Origin of the sequence: Mesorhizobium sp. M5C.F.Ca.IN.020.29.1.1 (genome assembly GCF_003997375.1) — a bacterium.
GTDB classification, from domain to species: domain Bacteria; phylum Pseudomonadota; class Alphaproteobacteria; order Rhizobiales; family Rhizobiaceae; genus Mesorhizobium; species Mesorhizobium wenxiniae.
Genome location: NZ_RZSW01000005.1, coordinates 1 through 17,381 on the forward strand (window position 1 = coordinate 1; position 17,381 = coordinate 17,381).

Annotated in this window: 12 protein-coding genes and 3 pseudogenes; 5 read left to right on the forward strand and 10 right to left on the reverse strand. The window is 60.3% G+C overall.

Annotated elements, in window-relative coordinates:
* Positions 1-359: 359 nt before the first annotated feature.
* The 4 genes from EOA85_RS01010 to EOA85_RS01025 form a co-directional block, all read right to left on the reverse strand.
* A complete protein-coding gene (locus EOA85_RS01010; protein WP_127208023.1) occupies positions 360-1,478 on the reverse strand; it encodes an ABC transporter ATP-binding protein in 1,119 nt (372 codons plus the stop codon).
* Positions 1,475-2,548 (reverse strand): carbohydrate ABC transporter permease, encoded by a 1,074-nt coding sequence (locus EOA85_RS01015; RefSeq protein WP_127208024.1) that lies wholly within the window; start codon positions 2,546-2,548, stop codon positions 1,475-1,477. Before EOA85_RS01015 ends, EOA85_RS01010 begins: the two co-directional genes overlap by 4 nt.
* Positions 2,545-3,573: a sugar ABC transporter permease gene (locus EOA85_RS01020; protein WP_245485553.1), complete on the reverse strand. Its 1,029-nt coding sequence runs from the start codon at positions 3,571-3,573 to the stop codon at positions 2,545-2,547. Before EOA85_RS01020 ends, EOA85_RS01015 begins: the two co-directional genes overlap by 4 nt.
* Before the next feature lie 158 nt (positions 3,574-3,731).
* The gene (locus EOA85_RS01025) at positions 3,732-5,204 is read right to left on the reverse strand and encodes an extracellular solute-binding protein (RefSeq protein WP_245485550.1); all 1,473 of its coding nucleotides are present in this window, start codon (positions 5,202-5,204) and stop codon (positions 3,732-3,734) included.
* A 1,070-nt stretch (positions 5,205-6,274) separates the two neighbouring features.
* Between EOA85_RS01025 and EOA85_RS01035 the strand changes: the two genes are divergently transcribed.
* Positions 6,275-6,739 (forward strand): hypothetical protein, encoded by a 465-nt coding sequence (locus EOA85_RS01035; RefSeq protein WP_127208028.1) that lies wholly within the window; start codon positions 6,275-6,277, stop codon positions 6,737-6,739.
* On the opposite strand, the pseudogene EOA85_RS01040 reads toward EOA85_RS01035, so the two are convergent.
* Positions 6,740-6,832 (reverse strand): annotated as a pseudogene (locus tag EOA85_RS01040) (isoprenylcysteine carboxylmethyltransferase family protein); the annotation flags it as partial. It lies immediately after the preceding gene.
* Positions 6,833-6,906: 74 nt separating this feature from the next.
* Positions 6,907-7,800, reverse strand: a complete 894-nt coding sequence (locus EOA85_RS01045) for an NAD(P)/FAD-dependent oxidoreductase (protein ID WP_127208029.1) — start codon at positions 7,798-7,800, stop codon at positions 6,907-6,909.
* Positions 7,801-7,907: 107 nt separating this feature from the next.
* Here EOA85_RS01045 and EOA85_RS01050 point away from each other — a divergent pair, with 107 nt between their 5' ends.
* The 4 genes and pseudogenes from EOA85_RS01050 to EOA85_RS01065 all read left to right on the forward strand — a co-directional run bounded on the left by EOA85_RS01050 (position 7,908) and on the right by EOA85_RS01065 (position 11,697).
* The gene (locus EOA85_RS01050; protein ID WP_127208030.1) at positions 7,908-8,555 is read left to right on the forward strand and encodes a TetR/AcrR family transcriptional regulator; all 648 of its coding nucleotides are present in this window, start codon (positions 7,908-7,910) and stop codon (positions 8,553-8,555) included.
* Positions 8,548-8,777, forward strand: a pseudogene (locus EOA85_RS38520) (hypothetical protein); the annotation flags it as partial. The gene EOA85_RS01050 and the pseudogene EOA85_RS38520, both read left to right, overlap by 8 nt.
* Positions 8,778-9,477: 700 nt before the next feature.
* Positions 9,478-10,627 (forward strand): annotated as a pseudogene (locus tag EOA85_RS01060) (IS256 family transposase).
* A 44-nt stretch (positions 10,628-10,671) separates the two neighbouring features.
* Positions 10,672-11,697 (forward strand): IS110 family transposase, encoded by a 1,026-nt coding sequence (locus EOA85_RS01065; protein WP_281033688.1) that lies wholly within the window; start codon positions 10,672-10,674, stop codon positions 11,695-11,697.
* A 603-nt stretch (positions 11,698-12,300) separates the two neighbouring features.
* Here EOA85_RS01065 and EOA85_RS37205 read toward each other — a convergent pair.
* From EOA85_RS37205 to EOA85_RS38000, 4 genes are all read right to left on the reverse strand, one after another.
* Positions 12,301-12,783, reverse strand: coding sequence for a transposase (locus EOA85_RS37205; RefSeq protein ID WP_329609615.1), 483 nt, complete (start codon positions 12,781-12,783; stop codon positions 12,301-12,303).
* Positions 12,689-14,494: an EAL domain-containing protein gene (locus tag EOA85_RS01075; protein ID WP_245485552.1), complete on the reverse strand. Its 1,806-nt coding sequence runs from the start codon at positions 14,492-14,494 to the stop codon at positions 12,689-12,691. Before EOA85_RS01075 ends, EOA85_RS37205 begins: the two co-directional genes overlap by 95 nt.
* A 272-nt stretch (positions 14,495-14,766) precedes the next feature.
* Positions 14,767-15,948, reverse strand: coding sequence for a 5-demethoxyubiquinol-8 5-hydroxylase UbiM (gene ubiM, locus EOA85_RS01080; protein WP_189350574.1), 1,182 nt, complete (start codon positions 15,946-15,948; stop codon positions 14,767-14,769).
* A gap of 286 nt (positions 15,949-16,234) precedes the next feature.
* Complete coding sequence (locus EOA85_RS38000) at positions 16,235-17,212, reverse strand: hypothetical protein (RefSeq protein WP_127208033.1); 978 nt, start codon at positions 17,210-17,212, stop codon at positions 16,235-16,237.
* Between the last annotated feature and the right edge of the window lie 169 nt (positions 17,213-17,381).

A 17,381-nucleotide genomic window follows, 5' to 3' on the forward strand; every position in this document is an offset into this window, starting at 1 on the left:
AATTCCATCAGCACGCTGATTCACCTGACGGTAGGTTCCCCGGCCCGTATCCGAGGCCAAATTGATGATGGATTCAACAAGATCGCGGATAACCTATGCTTTTCCAGCAAATATGGCGGTTTCGCCGAACTCCGCAGGTCTTTCCAGCTACTCCATTATATCCCAGCATTTAAATAGGAATTTTTTTTCAGATTTTTTGAGACCGTCAGAACGACCGTCGAAAACTTAGCCTTTTCGCCGGATCGAAGATCCGGATGGGCACCGAATCGAGGGTGTAGGTTTTGACGCCAAGGGTAGCCGTCAACGCCTGGCACTTAGACTAGTTCACCAGGTGCAGGCTTGGAGCCTGCAAGAATCGGTCAGGATACGGACACGAGCCGGGCCGCCAGGCGCACACCTGAATGGGCGTCGAACAGAAAGCCTCGATCGAGCGGAAAGTGCACGGCGACAGCCTTGTCGAAGTCGATGTCGTAATCCTTCGGCATCTTGACCGACAGGCTCTCCTTGCCCACCACGAGCGTGACCAACGTCACGTCGCCGGTAGGCTCGGCGGCGTAGACCGTAGCATCGAACAGACCAGCGCCGGGCTTGACGATGTCGGCGTCTTCCGCGCGGAAGCCCATAACCACATCCTTGGCCATGGTTTCCTTATCTGGTGCCACCGGCAGGCTCACGCCTTGGCTCTCGAAGCGATTGTTCTCGATCCGCCCGCGCAGGAAGTTCATCGGCGGCGAGCCCATGAAACCGGCGACAAACAGGTTCGCCGGGCGATCATAGACCTCGCGAGGGGTGCCGATCTGCTGCAGCACACCGCGGTCCATGATCGCAACGCGATGCGCAAGGGTCATGGCCTCGACCTGATCGTGGGTGACGTAGACGGTGGTCACCCCGAGCTGGTGCTGCATGCGCTTGAGCTCGGCGCGCATGAAGCCGCGGAGCTTCGCATCGAGGTTGGAAAGCGGCTCGTCCATCAGGAAGGCCGAGGGCCGTCGCACAATGGCCCTTGCCAGGGCCACGCGCTGACGCTGGCCGCCGGACAGCTGGCGCGGGTAGCGGTCGAGGAGATCCTCCATATGGACCTGCGCAGCAGCGTCGCGGACGGCGAGCTCCCGCTCCTGCTTCGACACACCACGGACCTTCAGCGGGAAATCAATGTTCTCGGCGACGGTCTTGTGCGGATAGAGGGCATAGGACTGGAACACCATCGCCACGTCGCGGTACTTCGGCAGCATGTCGGTGACGTCGGTATCGCCGAGCACCACCTGGCCCGAATCGGCGGTTTCCAGGCCGGCTATGATCCGAAGCCCGGTGGTCTTGCCGCAACCGGAGGGCCCGAGCAGCACCAGAAACTCTCCCGGCGCAACGTCGATACTGAGATCCTTGACGACGTGCACCGCACCGAACGATTTGTTCAGACCGCGCAGCGACAGCCGCTGCGCCCGATGACCGGTGTCGATGCCCCTCTCTTCCACGTTCATCCCTTCACCGCCCCCAACAGTATCCCCCTGGAAATGAAGCGCTGAAGGACGAGCGCCATCAGTACGACCGGAAAGATCATGACGATGATGACCACCGCCATGCTCCACCACAGGATGCCGCGCTCGCCCGCATTCATGGCGGCGACCAGGATAGGCATGGTCTGCGCATTGGACGTCGAAAGGAACAGCGACAGCAGATACTCGTTCCAGCACAGGATCAGCACCAGCAGCGTCGTCGCCGCGAGACCGGGCTTCGCCAAGGGCAGAATGATCTCGACGAAGGTGGTAAAGCGGGTGGCGCCGTCGAGCTGCGCGCTCTCGTCGAGGTCGGTCGGAATGGTGACGAAGAAGTCGTGCATCAGCCAAACGACGATCGGCAGGTTGACTACCGCGTAGGCCAGGATCTGCGCGATGTGGGTGTCGAGCAGCCGAACGCTCTGAAACATCATGTAGATCGGAATGACGGCGACGATCGGCGGCAGGATGCGCTGCGAGATCATCCAGAAGAGGATATCTCCATTCCCCAGCGTGGCCTTGAAATGGCGACCAACGGCGCGGGCGAGAACGAAGAAGACCGCGAGCGCGACGGCAAGCGACAGGCGCCAATCGACCCCCCAACGGCCGACCACCACCGCCATCGCGACCAAGCAGAGAACGAAGAGAACGATCGTCGCGAATTTGGGCTTGTACTGAATACGCCCCAAGGCATAGGCGGCCATCGAGCCGATGGTGACGCAAAGGACTGTGGCGAGAAGCGCGATGATGATCGAGTTGATGTAGGCCCTCAGCGTGTCCTCGTAATCGAAGACGAACAACTCGCGCCATGCATGCAGGCTCGGCGTGAAGTCGATCCAGGGCAGGTAGACCGGGCCGGCGTTGACGTCGGCTGGCAACTTGAACGACGTGATCAGGAGCCAATAGAGCGGAAACAGGACAAACACCGCCCAAAGGATCAGAAGGCCGTAGACGATGACGGCCGTGGTCGGCGCCATCTTCTTGATCGACTTCGGCTCGAACCACCGCCTGAGCAGGGATCTCCGGGGTGACATCCGGATGTTTTGCGTGTTCATGCCGGCCTCAATCGCTTGAGGACGAGGAGATTGAAGAAGGAGACGCACAACACCACCGTCACGAACAGAAGCAGGTAGGCGATCGCCGCAGAATCCCCGAGGTTCAGCGCCCGCCATGCAAAGAATGAATGAAGCGTCATTGACTCGGTCGCGATGCCGGGGCCTCCGGACGTCATGATGTTGGGGAGGTCGACAAGCTTGAAGGCCTCGATGATCCTGATCAGCATCACCGTGGCGGCAACCGGCGCAATTTGCGGCCAGGTTATTTCCTTGAACACCTGCCAACCGCTGGCACCGTCGACCTGGCCGGCCTCCACCTGATCACGGGAAACATTCTCAAGCGCCGCAAGCAGGATGACGAAGATGAACGGGATCCACTGCCAGGAATCGCCGATCACGATGAACAAGCGGGCAGTCCAGGCATGGTTAGCCCAGCCGAAGTCACCGAGGCCGATCCACTGCCAAACCGGCGAGAACGGACCCTTGGTCGTGTCCGCCAGCATGCGGAAGCTGTAGCCGATGCCGATCGGCGTGATCATCAAGGGGATGAAGAAGACGACGCGGAAGAAGGTCCGGCCCTTGATCGGCTGTGCGCAAAGAACGGCGAGGCCAAGGCCGATCAGGAACTGGATGGTGCACCCGACGATCACGTAGAAGATGGTCACGCCGAGCGTGCCGAACGGATTGCCGCTGAACAGCGTCGCGGAAAAGAGAAGCGCCAGTCCGAATCCCATGCTGGCGGTGATCAGCCGGCCAATAAAGCCGAGGATCGTGAAGTCTCTCTTGGCATAGCGGTAGAGCCACCAGATGAGACTGGCCGCGCTCGCGATCGTGACGATCCAGCCGAGCAGGCTGATGCTGGTGAAGGTCCCGAGGAAATGGAACTGCTCGGTGCCGAAGAACTGCTTCCGGAAGTTCCTCAGGCCGACGAACTGGACCTGATAGGAACCGGCCCTGAGGCGGATGTTGGAGAAGGCGAGCACCAGCGACGCTATCGTCGGGAACACTGAGAAGATGAGAATCATGATCACGGCGGGAGCGATGAAAAGCTGGCGCGACTGGCGGTCGAGCCACTCGTTCAGCCTCGCCCTCGTCGTGACGGAAGCATTGAGGCCGGCCGGGGCGACACGCCCCAGCCGTGGTTGTCGTTGCTCCGGTACCGGAGGTCACTGACCCTCAACCCTCAGTTTGTGATGCCGAGCGAAGACTTGTACAGGTTCTTCTGCTCGTCCCGGCCGAAACGCTCTGTGATCTCTTCCCAGCCGGTCTCGACGTTCGCCACCGCCTCTTCAGCCGTGATCTCGCCGGCAAGGAAGCGAGCGAGCTCGCGGTCAAGCACGACACCCTGATACTCGGCGGTCCCCGGGATCTTGAGGTCCGAGGCCATGTTGGGGTTGTTCAGGCTGTCCTTGATGGCGCCAAGATAGTTCTTGGCTGACTCCTCTGTGAACCCGGCCTTGATCCACGGCTCGAGATTGTCTAGCTGCGAATTGCGGTACGGGTTGTAACCAGTCCAGCCGATCGTCACGTCGACATTCGATTGGGCCGCCTGGTTCATGTAGGACAGGAAGTCATAGCCGGCCTGTTTCACCTTGTCGTCAGCCTTGGCGTTGATCCCGCCAGTCCAGCCACCGAACGCCGCGAACGGCGAGTAGTTGATGCCGTCGATCGCATGCGGGCAACGGGTGGCATCGCAGTCGACGAGCTTGCCGGTGGCCTTGTCGAGCACCTTCTTGGTGCCCATCATGACGGTGGCGCCCATCTTGTTCTTGATGGCCTCGCCGCCTGGGTCGAGAGACAGGGGGCCGATGTCGCCCCAGTCGATGGCCAATGCACAGCGACCAGTCGTGACGAGTGCCCGGGTGTCACCGATGTCGTGGTTGAGCTCATCGGGTGGTCCGTATTCGCCGTTCTTCTTGTAGATCTTGAAGGCCTCAGCCCAGGCTTCGTTATTGACCAAGGGCTTCATGGTCGCGGGATCGAAGAACATGCCCTCAGAGGTGCCCTGAGTCTGAACGTAGGCGGCAGCGATCGACATGATGGCGAAGTATGACTGCGCGTTCCGCTTCTTGAACATGCAAGAGCCGAAATCCGGCGTGCCGTCGCCGTTCAGGTCCTTGCCGTCGGTCGCAGCAGCAACCGCATGATACTCGTCCCACGTGCGCGGCGGCTTCAAGCCCATCTGGTCCAGAATGTCCTTGCGGTAATAGACCATCTGGAAGTCGCCATCGACGGTGATCAGGTAGGTCTTGCCGCCGACCTTCTGGTTATATTCGCGGAAGAACGGAGCAATGTCGTTGATTTCGATCTTGGTGTCCTTCGCGACATAGTCGGTCAGGTCCTGGAGTAGACCGGCGTCGACATATTCGGGCGCCCAGCTCGAAGCAAAGACGCCGACATCGATGGAGTTGGTGCCGGTCGCCCAGTCGGTGAGAAGTTTCTGGAACAGCTCCGCGAACGGGACCTCGGCGACCTCGATCTTCGCCCCGGTCATCCCGGTGAATTCCTTGCCGCGCTCGACAAGACGCTGGGCAATAACCGGTCCGGGTCGGGTCATGATCCTGACCGTGACGCCGTCATACATTTTCTGCGCTGCCGCAGGCCCGCTCGCCGCGACGCCGGCCATGGCCATTGCGCCAAGAAGGAGTGGGCTCAAAACTTTTTCAACGTGGTACATTGGTTTCCTCCCTTTGTTGGTTCGCTCACCCTGGTGTCATTGATTCCAATGCCTTTTCAAGGACGTAGATATCATTGGGCCCGGAGACGGTAGGCTAGCCGTGTCTTTCGCCTGGCGGTTCCCCTCCTGACAGTTGTGGTCTTCGAGCCGTAAGCCTGTCCTTCCGCCGATCCTCCATCAAGGCCGGGTTGGCTCGACTCCTTAAGCCGCATATTCGGTTACGCTCGTGACAGGAGGAGCCGAAGTCGAGACGCCAGGCGCTCCGCGGGATCGGCCGCTTGAAGAAGTCGTGCTCCTTCAGTCTCACCATCAGCATGTCATCGACCTTGCCCTTGGAGGCGACTTCGCCGTCCTTGTCATAGGGCCTGCCCAGAGATTGTAGAACAACTCCGCAGGTCGCGTGAGCAAATTTGTGAATATCTGTTGGGCTACGCAGGCTCCCGTCGCTGCGACTCTCCATGAATCGATGGAAACGAGCGTGCGCAAGGGCTTGGCCTTCCGCAATGGCTGGGGGGGCGACCGCACGCTTGCGGCCCATCCGGAGATGCGCGGCCGCGGGTTCGGCCGTCTGCTTTTGAATAGATGCCTCAAGGCGCCCAGCCGTCGTGGCGCTCGTGAGCATCCATACGGCCGCCGTTATGAAGGTCGCGTGCCACCAGTATGAGAGAAGCGGCTTTGTCCGCTGCCCCAGATAGGACCTGCTCGCATCTGATATCTTCACCTGGGAAAGGGCGTCGGGTGACAAGCAGGTCATCGCCTATCGGCTGGATCTAACTGCGCCCTCGTTCGGCGACATCTGAAGGGCTCTGAGAGCCTCCCAATTGCACTCCATAGTGCGCCAGAGTACCCCGCAAACTCGAACTCTATTTGCTTGCCGAGCGACCGCATCCAAATTGAACGAAGAGAGCACCCTGACCTTGATCAACTATAGCGAAGAGCAGAGGGCCTACCGAATCTTTCAACCTACGATATGGCCGCCGAGTCGCCTCACTCCCACTCGATTGTTCTAAATCTAGTTAGGCCACTGATATAACTAGGTTTTTTACTCGTTGCCGCGCAAGAAGCCGACCCATGGGCCGTCAAAACGTTACAGTCTTGATTTCAAAGGGAAAAATAGCATGAAAATTTTTGGTGCGGTTTCCGTATCTATCGAAGTCGATCGCCTTTCCGGACCCACTTGGGCAACTCAGGTGGGTTTCACAGCGAACGAAGAAAGTACCGTCGCTAACTTTCATACCACAGCGCGCGCCACAACGCGACCCGCCGCGCCAGCGTCATCCAAGCGCCATGCCTCTCCGTCTGTAGGTGAACGGATATCGCTGGCAGTGCAAACTGGACACTCCCGGCAGCATAAACTGGACACCTCAAGACCCACCCGCTCCGAAGGAGCGACAGCACGGTTCAAGGTGCAATGTCGCGCCCTCCACTTGCTGAACTTCTTCCCGGAGGGGGTCGCGGCAAGGAAGCCGGTGCTGGTTTATCAGAAGGCCTCGCAGGCGGCAGCGGCGGAATAGTCAGAGCCAGCGGCGAACCTCGGCCTTGTAGCGGCGGTAGTCGTCGCCGAACTTCGCTTCGAGATAGCGCTCCTCGCGGGCGATCACCTGCGTTAACGAAGGGCGGAGGGAAGCGCACACCCGCGCTGTCCGGTTCGACGGCCATGCTCATCCTCCAATCTGTGCCTTCAAACCAGCATCGACTGCTGGGCGAAAATACCCGCCATCGCGCCTTGCCATGATGCCGTGGTGACCGAGGGCATGAGGGGGTTGGCGAGGTCGCCGGCGGCGTAGATGCCGGGCATGCTGGTTTCGCGGCGCTCGTCGACCTTGAGGGCGACGCCGAGGGGCGTATCGACCGTGGCGAGGCCCAGTGATTCATGCAGGCTTGCGGACGGCTTGTTGCGCGGATGCGCGAACAGGATGTCGACCGCGACATCGGGGCCGGTATCGAGCTTGACGGTGGCGCTATGGCCCCCGTGATGGGCGATCTCGGTGATCCGGCCCTCGACGACAGGTATGTTGCGACGCGCCAGATCGGCCCGGATATCGGGCGGAATGTCGTGACCATCGGCGAAGAGCGTCAACCTGTCGGTCCAATCGTGGAACAGCCTGACCTGATTGTGCGACTGCGGGCCGGACCAGACGAGGCCCCAATGCTGGCCGGCGACTTCAAAGCCGTCGCAATAGGGGCAGGGCACGATGGACGTGCCCCAGCCTTCGGCAAAGCCCGGAACATCAGGCATCTGGTCGGCGACGCCATAGCTCAGGATCAGGCGGCGCGCCCCAAGGCTTTCGCCATCGCCAGTGAGGACGGAGAAATCGTCGATGGCGCCGGAGACGCTGTCGGCCCGGGCATTGACCAGCCTGATCGTGGGATAGCGCGCCAGCTGCTGCCGCGCCTCAGCCAGGATGTCCAGCGGTGGCTGGTGATCGTGGCCGAGCAGACCATGCGAGTGGCCGGCGAAGCGGTTGCGCGGCAGGCCGGTATCGAGAACGGTGACCTTGCGGCGGGCACGGCCGAGCTGCAGGGCGCCGGCGAGACCGGCAAAGCTGCCGCCGATGATGATGACGTCATCCATGGTGATGGGCTCCGTGTTGTGGTTGGGCTGGGCTTGGCTTGCGCATTTCAGATACTACATGGTATCGTAATTCAAGAATTAGGATACTGTCAAGGACTGGAATTGTTGTGAGCGAAAATAGTCAGGCCCGGCGCGGCCGGCCCGCCAACGAGACGCTTGGCCAAACGATAGTCGACGCCGCGGGCGAACTCTTTGCGGAATTGGGTTTTCAAGCGACGACATTGGACAAGGTCGCCCAGCGAGCGAAGATATCCAAGCTCAGCATCTATCGGCACTTCGAGAACAAAGAGGCGCTGTTCAGCGCGGCCTTTGCGGCCCGCTGCCATCAGTTTGTACCACAGGCCCTTTTTGAAGGCGTCGACGGTTCGGCCGAAGAGCAGCTCATGGCGGTGGGATCATCCCTGCTTCGCACGCTGTTGCGCCCGGACGTCCGCAGTGTCGAAGCCATGGTCATGGCCGACAGGACGAGTCAAAAGTCGTTGAGCAAGCTCCACTATGAAGCCGGCCCCGCCCATGTCATCGCCCAAATCGAGGCCCTGTTGCGCCAGTTGCACGCGAAGGCGGTTCTGAACGTGCCCGATCCTCTCCGGTCTGCCCGCTTGTTTGCCGCGCTTTTCAAAGGATCCGATCTCCTGATTATCGCACGCTTCGATCAGGCGAGAGCAGAGGACGACAACGAAATCGAATCCTATTGCCGGTCGGCCGTCGCCATGTTCATCGCCGCGCACGGTGGCAACGACCACGCGGGCGGATAAGCATTTGATTGCTCCGGGCAGCTTGGCCGGGACCGTGGTCCAGGCGCTTCGTCATATTGGGCCGGCGCGCGCGGCCGAGCTTGCACAGATCGCGGCACCTCATCTTTCTCCCAACGATAAAAGACGCTCGCATCTACCGCGGTCCAAGCTCCCGCCTGGATGCGGTCGACGCTTCTCTTCATTGCAGATCCGGCAGCAGTCGGGACAACATTTGATAGGTGATGCGACGGTGCCATCCGACGATATGCGATCGGGTCCGGAACATCGATCGGTACCGCAGCCAAAGCCGAAACTATGTATGTCGATAACTAAAGTACCGTCAGCGCGGAAATGTCATGCTACGAGGCATTTTCGTTATATATTTCAAGTGTTGACACACAGAAAAGTACCGTCAAACCCTAAAAACGAATGACGGTACTTTTTAGAATGCTCTGTCGGATACGAAAAACACCGTCAAAAGTACCGTCAAAGTGATCTGCTACAAGCTGCGAGCCGCGCCAGCGCTCCGATAAACTTAACGATTTCAATGGTTGATAGATTTGTCAATTCCATTGATAATGTGCCTTGGCTAGCAGTCTGCCCTGCCCGCAAATCATTGTATTTTCTGCGAAATACTACGCTAGAGCCGCCTATCATCGCCGTTCCCCTCACCCCACTCAATCATCAATTAAGGCCGTACATGATTGTTTCAATTACTTAATTTAAGTCACACAACCAGTGAGTACCGTCAAAAATACCGTCAGATTCTTACGCTGTTGAAAAGACTGAGGTCGTGTCCCACCGCGTGGTGTAGGTCGGCGATAGCGAAGCCGCTCGCGAGCGCCCTCAACAGCGCTGTAGCGAGCGAGCGGCGCAGCGGCGGTCATCGATGTTCTTCGGTAGGGTTGGGTTGCTGACACAACCTGATTCGAAGGAACCACCGATGACCAACGACATGATGAACCTGCGCACGCTCGTAGAGAAGACCCCCGATGCCGATATCCTGCGCGAGATGATCGGCTTTGCCGCCGAGCGGCTGATGGAGCTGGAGGTGGGCGCCGCCACCGGCGCGGCCCATGGCGAGAAGAACCCACTGCGGCTTGTCCAGCGCAACGGCTACCGCGACAGAGACTGGGAGACGCGGGCCGGCACCGTCGAGCTGCGCATCCCCAAGCTCAGGAAGGGCTCTTACTTCCCGAGCTTCCTTGAGCCGCGGCGCATGGCCGAGAAGGCGCTGATCGCCGTCATCCAGGAGGCCTACGTCCAGGGTATCTCGACGCGCTCGGTCGACGACCTGGTCAAGGCGATGGGCATGAGCGGCGTCTCCAAGAGCCAGGTCAGCCGGCTGTGCGAGGAGATCGACGGCAAGGTGAAGGCCTTCCTCGACAGGCCCATCGAGGGCGACTGGCCCTATCTGTGGATCGATGCCACCTACCTGAAGGTGCGCCGCGGCGGACGCATCGTCTCGGTCGCCGTCATCATCGCCGTCGGTGTCAACGCAGACGGCCGGCGCGAAGTGCTGGGCATGGAGGTCGGCACGTCTGAGGCCGAGCCGATCTGGACGGAGTTTTTGCGCAAGCTGACCCGCCGCGGGCCTGCGCGGCGTCAAGCTCGTCGTTTCCGATGCCCATGAAGGCATCAAGGCGGCCGTCACCAAGGTGCTGTGCGCGACATGGCAGCGCTGCCGGGTCCATTTCATGAGGAACGTGCTGGCGCATGCCGGCAAGAGCGGCCGCCGCGTCGCCTCGGCCTTCATCGCCACCGCCTTCGCCCAGGAGACGGCCGAGGCCGCCAGCACCCAATGGCGCGCCGTTGCCGACCAGATCCGGCCGAAGGTGCCCAAGCTCGCCACCATCATGGACGACGCCGAGCCCGACGTGCTTGCCTACATGACCTTCCCCAAGGAGCACCGTGCCAAGCTGCATAGCACCAACCCGATCGAGCGCCTCAACGGCGAGATCAAGCGCAGGACCGAGGTCGTCGGCATCTTCCCCAATGACGATGCCATAGTCCGTCTCGTCGGCGCCCTCCTGCTCGAACAGAATGATGAATGGGCCGTGCAGCGGGCGCGCTACATGACCCTTGAGACCTGATTGCCTCACTTGTTCCGGGTTTCAAGCGCCAACCCCTCAAGAAGATCGATGCCGACGCACCATCACTATTGAAGTTGCTGCAGCGCTGGCGCGACGAAGCCGGCCGGACCGGGCGCCAGATCAAGCGGATCGCCGTCGCCTATGAGGCGGCCGGCGACGGCTTCTGGCTGGCGCGCTGGCTGCGAGCGCGCGGTATCGAGGCTTACGCCATCCACCCCGCTAGCGTTGCGGTGTCGCGCGAGCACCGGCGCGCCAAGACCGATCGTCTCGACACCGAGCTTCTGATGCGCGCCTTTCTCGGCTGGCTGCGCGGCGAGAAGCGCCATTGCAGTATGGCGCCGATCCCGACGCTCGAAGAGGAGGACGCGCGGCGGCCGAACCGCGAGCGGGAGACCCTGGTCGGCGACAAGACGCGGATTATCAACCACATCAAGGCGATCCTCGCCCGCTTCGGCATCCGCAGCTTCCGGCTGAGCCTGCGCCAGGCGGCGGACAGGCTCGAGACCATCCGCACGGCGGAGGGAACACCGCTGCCGGACAACACTCGCGCCGAGCTCTACCGCTTCCTTGAGCGGCTCAGCCTGGTGCGCGAGCAGATCCGCACGATCGAGCAGGAACGCCTGCGCCGACTCGCCGCGGCTCCGGCTGCGGCGAACGGCCCGCACGCGATGGTTCGCCTGCTGGCGCGGGTCATCGGCGTCGGTGTCGAGACGGCGGACATGCTGGTCCACGAGATGCTGTCCCGCAAGCTGCGCGATCGCCGCGCCGTGGCGCGCTATGCCGGTCTCACGGGGTCGCCGGACGAGAGCGGCAAACGCCGCCGCGAGAAGGGACTAGCACGCGCCGGCAACGCCCGCGTCCGGCGCGGCATGATCCAGTTGGCGTGGCGCTTTCTCCGGTTCCAAAAGGACAGTGGTCTCGCCCGATGGTTCCAGGCGCGCACGGCCGACGGGCGCAAAACCACGCGCAAGACGATGATCGTGGCGCTGGCGCGCAAGCTGCTGATCGGGTTGTGGCGTCTCGTCATCACGGGCGAGCCGCCGCAGGGCGTCACCTTACGTGCGGCGTGATGGGGGCACGCAGGATAGAGGAGAACACAACCCAATTGGCGGCCCCGGTAGCGGGGTCTGCCGATGACGATCCGAGGTAGCGGCAACCCGAATTTTCACATGGTCATTTCATTCGATCCGCCTAGTAGAATGGGTCCGCCGCCCCGGAGCTTCGCCGCCGATGCGCATGGCTGCATCATGGTTTAGATCCAACTGAGATCTACCGAATACAAGTCTGCCCCGCGACCTCCGCGCCTGGGCCTCATGGCGAACTCCCCTCGGAACTGTCGTCGGCTGCCGAATGGCGCGCGCCCGATCTTTCAAGCCTGCCGCCCGTGCTCGTGACCGTCAAGGACAAGTCCGCTGCGCGATGGGCCCCCGGCCCATCCTTGACCGCCACTGCGCGCGGCGGCCAGTTCGAAGTCAAGGTCGGGACGAGGAGATGGTCACCAGTTGGCCGAACAAGGAGATGAGGAAACGAAGCAAGATCAAGCTTGACAATCATCGCCCCATACAGGTGAAAGTCTGACATTTGGTACCCCACGCGTGGAGCAGCTTAGGCTGAAAGAGCACGTTGCACGACAAATAAACCGCCTATCAGCTAACCACGGACCAGATGGAAGGTCAGCCCCGCAAGGCGGTTTTGGATTTCCCCGAGACCTTGCCCAGTTCCGCTTCCCATAGATCGAAGGGGCTCGCGACAATGGCCACGGACTTTTCCTGACGCAGCGCGGCGCGGCTTCCAGCATCCTTGCCACGAACCTTGTCTCGACCTTCCACAATTCGGTCATGGCGGTGATCGAACCCGTCGCGGCCCTGCGAGATCCCGCTGATGTGCAGGTCGTAGAATTTGCGCCGCAGGTGAGCCCAGCACCCGGCGAGCCGGATTGTTTCATTGCTGCCGGCTTTGTCCCGTGCCTTGACCAGGTTGGTATAGGCCGAGTAGCCATCCACTTGCAGGATACCGCTGAACCCGGCGAGGTGGCGCGCGTGAGCGAATGGCGGATGCCGGTCACAACTCCTGGCGCTCTTTAACTGCCAAACCAAGCGCTTGGCTGAGTGGCACCGCCTTGGAGAACAGGAAGCCCTGAGCGGTTTTGCAGCCAAGCTTGTGCAGAGTTTGCCGATCCGCCTCTGTCTCGACGCGCTCGGCCATGACCTCGATCCCGAGCGTCCGACCAAGATCGATCACGGTTTTGACAAGCAGCCGATCCTCCCGCGATTTGGCTAAACCGCGAATGAAGCCCTGGTCTATTTTCACCTTCCTTATCCGACTGTCCTTGAGCGATGCCAACGTGGAAAAGCCGGTGCCGAAGTCATCGAGCGCGATGGAAATGCCGGCATGTGAAAGCCGTCCGAGCTTTTCATCGACCCTGTCCGGGTCCACGGGCGATTCTTCTGTTATCTCAATTTCGAACATCGTTGCAGGGAGGTCCTTTGCCGCCAGACCATTCAGAACCATTTCGTCGATATCGCCGGCCTCCAATTCGCGCGGTGAAACGTTCATCGCCACACGAACATCACGACAGTCAGCTTTCACCAAGGCGTCGATAAAAGCGCAACATTCGGAAAATACAGCTTGAGTTAGCAGCTGGAGCATTCCGGTTTCGCGTGCCGCTGTCATGATTTCGGGCGGAGAGATGGAACCGTGAATCGGATGGGACCACCTTAGCAACCCTTCAAAACCGATCACAGCTTCGGTGTCGAGTCTTACGATTGGCTGGAACCAAGGGCCCAAGCTTCTCGTCTTTATCGCCGAATGAAGATCGCGTTCGATGGACTGGCGGCGTTGCAGTTCCCGGTCGAGCTCGGCATCGAACAGGCAAAATTCGTTCCTGCCACGGCGCTTAGCTGTGTAAAGGGCGATGTCCGCCCGCAACAACATTTCCGTCAGCCCCGGGTTTTTAGCCGAGTATATTCCTATGGATGCCCCGATCCGGACGGAGGCGACGCCAGGATAGGGGCGAGCAAGCTTGGATATGAGATTGGATGCGAGATTGCTGGGAGAAGGCGAATTTCTAAGCGAGGAAAAAACCAGCACGAATTCATCGCCACCGATGCGGGCGAGCGTTGAGCCCTCCGGTGCTTCTTCCTCTATTCGGCGGGCGATCCTGGCAAGCAGCTCGTCACCCGTTCTGTGACCGTAGGTATCGTTGACAGATTTGAACCCATCCAGATCAATCAGCATGGCCACAAAGGGTCCATCAGTGTTCTCAAACTGATCGATTGCATGTTCGAGGCCGCGCCTGTTGAGGAGCGCGGTAAGATGGTCCTCCCTGGAATTGCGCTCCATTTCCGCGGCAAGCCGCTCGGCTTGATGTCTCAGGCGGCTCGCGTCACGGAAGCGCGCTTGTCCAACGAACGAGGCTCGAGCCAGGCCGCCCTCGAAAAGCAGGACGGCAAAAGCCAGAATGTAGTTTTCCAGGGTTCCCTTCGTCAGCAAGCATGCGGCGGCAATGAGGAGTGGCGGTGTGATGAAGTATATCGCTGCCGCAGCATATGAGCTGCCGTACGTGACCGCGCCAGCTGAAATGCCCGCCAGAATTATTAGATGCAGCGATGCTTGAGACGTCGTGTACCCAGCCGTTAGGACGGCAAGGAATGACCAGGTGAATCCCGCCAGAAGAGCAAGCCTGCCAAACCAGCGAAGCCGCAGCCAAACCCGTGTCAGATCATCCTGGACTCCGGGTTCCTTCAGCTGATGACGGGCGAGTGCAAGGCGGGCGGCATTTATCGCATTAACGACCGAAAACCAGGCCGCGCCAGCAAGACCGTTCCCGGAAAGGGCCTGCACGGTCAAAATCAGCCCGGACAGCACAATGCTTATCGGCATTGAGACGAAAAGGCCTGCCCTCAGATCAGCGAGCTGGTCCTGAAGGATTCTCGCCTCCAGCGGATCTTCTTTTTCCAGGGCTGGACGGGTCAGCTTGCTTACTCCTGCTTGTCCGCAGCCTATGCAGCCCCCCTGAAGGACGGGGTTAATTCTTCAATCGGAGATCAGCGTCGGGAGCAGGATTACTCCGGCGCATGATGCACTCTCTCCCATCGCTCGCCCAGCACATCGCGCAAAATGCAACTGCTGGTGCAGTATCACCGCTGGAGCTCCGCCGAAATCCCATGCCGGACAAGGGGAACATGTTGGGCAAAGCGAAGCCCCAGATGCCTTGCAAGCCGTGCCGCCAGGTGGTCTCTGGAGTAGAGTCCAACCAGTATGTTCGTTGCATGGTAGAGCGGCGCCGCCGACAGGCGCAGCCGCCTTTCGTATATGTGCAGCATGTCGGGGTCGCCAACATTGCGGCCGTCGCGGCACGCAGTCATGATTCCACGGGCGAGTTGCTTCTGGCTGCTGAGACCGATGTTGAATCCGTGAGCGGTCACCGGGTGCATGCCGATGGCAGCGTCGCCGATGAGTGCGGCGCTCGGGGCCCGGAATTTGTGCGCCCAGGTCGTGACCAGCGGATAGGTATGGCGCTTGCTTGCCAAGGTCATTTTTCCAAGGCGCCCTCGACACAGTTTCGTCAACTCCGACAGGAACAAATCGTCATCGAAGGCAAGCAGTCTATAGGCCTCGTTTGAGCGCAATGTGAGCAGCAGCGACGACACGCCCTCCGCGAGGGGCAATATCGCTATCGTCTGATGGTGATCGAACCATTCGATGGCGATCTGGTGGTGGGCGCGCTCGTGCCTCACTCGGCAAATCAGCATCGAGTGGCCAAGCCGGTTGATATCGGCGCCGATGCCCAGCAGATCACGCGTGGCGGACAAACGCGAATCCGCGGCAACAACAAGCCGAGCAGTTAAACGCGCGCCATTAGAGAGCGTTACGACTGCTCCTTCTTGGCTGTTTGTTGCATCGACGACCGAGTGGCCGCACAACAGCCGGGCGCGATCCTGCAAGCGGACGATTTTGAACAGCGCCTCGCGGATCCGGCAATTTGGAACCAAAACCCCCAGCGGTTCTCCAGAGTTGCTGGGAGGATCGAAACGAAGAGCGAATGCGCTCGAGCCGTTGAGCACGCGCGCGCCTTGAATTGCTGATTTGTCCGAAGCCGGGATGACATCCCAGGCGCCGAGCTCGCGAAGGGTTCTGATCGAAGCGTTGGTCAGCGCGATTTCGCGACCATCGAAAGCCGGATTCGCCAGACTATCGAATGTGTTCTGTTCAACAACTGCCACCTTGAGTTCGCTTTGGGCAAGCGACGCAGCGAACGAAAGGCCGACCGGCCCGGCTCCAACGACAACGATGTCAAAATTGTCGTCAGAGCCCATCAGCGTGCCGCCATCCCGTCGGCTATCCTCGTGTAACGGTGGAACTGAGCCGACTGACATCCGCTGAGCTCCGTGCCCGCCGCATTGCCTAAAGGCGCTGGGCCGGGGGATTCGCATGGATCGGCAACGAAGCACGCAACCCGCTCAGAGGTGGATGCGGCTAACCGATCCCGCCCTTTCGCCGCGCAGCCGCGCAGATCGCCGCCAGCAAGCGAGACACTCGCGACGCTGGTCAGCCACGGCCGCGCCGCATCGATCGCCACATTCCACCTGGAACCCGTGCGCATAACTACTCACGCTCCACGACGTTGAAGCGGTCCTTCCTACGAGGATATAAGAGATAGCGCTCTCGCTCCTCGTCCCAGCCAAGGTAGCGGAAGTTTCCGTGCACGACCGCGCATATCTCATCAAGAACCTGCTGCATGGCTTCGATGTCGATGTCCTTGCAATTCAGTCCCCGATAGAGCAAAGCCCACGCGGCGACATAGTCGTCGAAATAGCGCGCGTCACTCGAACCAATGATCAACGTCGGGCGCTTGGCCGATCTCGAAAACGCACGGCCCAACGCGTATGATGCTCCGCAGCACATTGACATCACGAGGATCTTCGGCGCTGGATCCGAGCCTTGGAACATTTCTACGAAGTCAGCCCAAAGAAGGCTACCTCGCCCACTGGACGAAGCGATCCCGTCTCCATTGCCGTGCCCAGCGATGTGAAGCACGTCGCACTTCGCCTTGTTCGCTTGGACTACAGCCTCACGAAAATGCTTTCGGTCCAAAGCAATGTGGAGCTCCGCGCGGATGTTGACAGTCTTTAGCATCTTCTGTGTGATCGGTCCGTCCGCCCTGTCGGCGAAGTAGTCATTCGCGTTGTGGCAGTCGATGATGTGAACGGCGCTCATGGGATTCTGCCTATTATTATCGTCGTGACGAGTGGATACCACGTGCGGAACACCGTGATCTGCGCTGAGTTTCGGTGACCGCATTGCTGCAAGGCGCAGGGCCGGAAATTGGCATGGATCGGCAATGAAGCATGCAACCCCATCAGAGGTGGACGCGTCTGGCCGCGATACATAAGTCATGCATTCTCCTTCGAAGACTGGCCTATAAAGCACCACTGATGCGAATATGACCCTGATCTGGATCAGCCAGGGCACGATCAACCGGCACTGGTAGTTCACGCTCGGGTGATCGATCGCGACGCTCAACTTGTTACCCGTGCGCACAGTGCGAAGCTCGTCCGGCCGCGCGAGGTACTCTCGCGGCATCAGCCGCCTCATACTGGGTGCATGGGAAGGCAGTCCTTCGCACGACAGTGGATTTTCACAAATCAATGTAGTGCGCAGCTTAGGTCAAGCTGGTCATGGAGCATGGACAGCTTGCTCCGACCGAGCCGGCTCGACTGACGAGCGGGATCCGCGCATCTTATGCACAGCG

What these genes read in the sequence shown, in the direction of transcription:
- EOA85_RS01010 (WP_127208023.1), bottom strand. Translation starts at nt 1,478, where the DNA reads ATGAACGTGGAAGAGAGGGGCATCGACACCGGTCATCGGGCGCAGCGG.
- EOA85_RS01015 (WP_127208024.1), bottom strand. Translation starts at nt 2,548, where the DNA reads ATGAACACGCAAAACATCCGGATGTCACCCCGGAGATCCCTGCTCAGG.
- EOA85_RS01020 (WP_245485553.1), bottom strand. Translation starts at nt 3,573, where the DNA reads ATGATTCTCATCTTCTCAGTGTTCCCGACGATAGCGTCGCTGGTGCTC.
- EOA85_RS01045 (WP_127208029.1), bottom strand. Translation starts at nt 7,800, where the DNA reads ATGGATGACGTCATCATCATCGGCGGCAGCTTTGCCGGTCTCGCCGGC.
- EOA85_RS38000 (WP_127208033.1), bottom strand. Translation starts at nt 17,212, where the DNA reads ATGCCGCGAGAGTACCTCGCGCGGCCGGACGAGCTTCGCACTGTGCGC.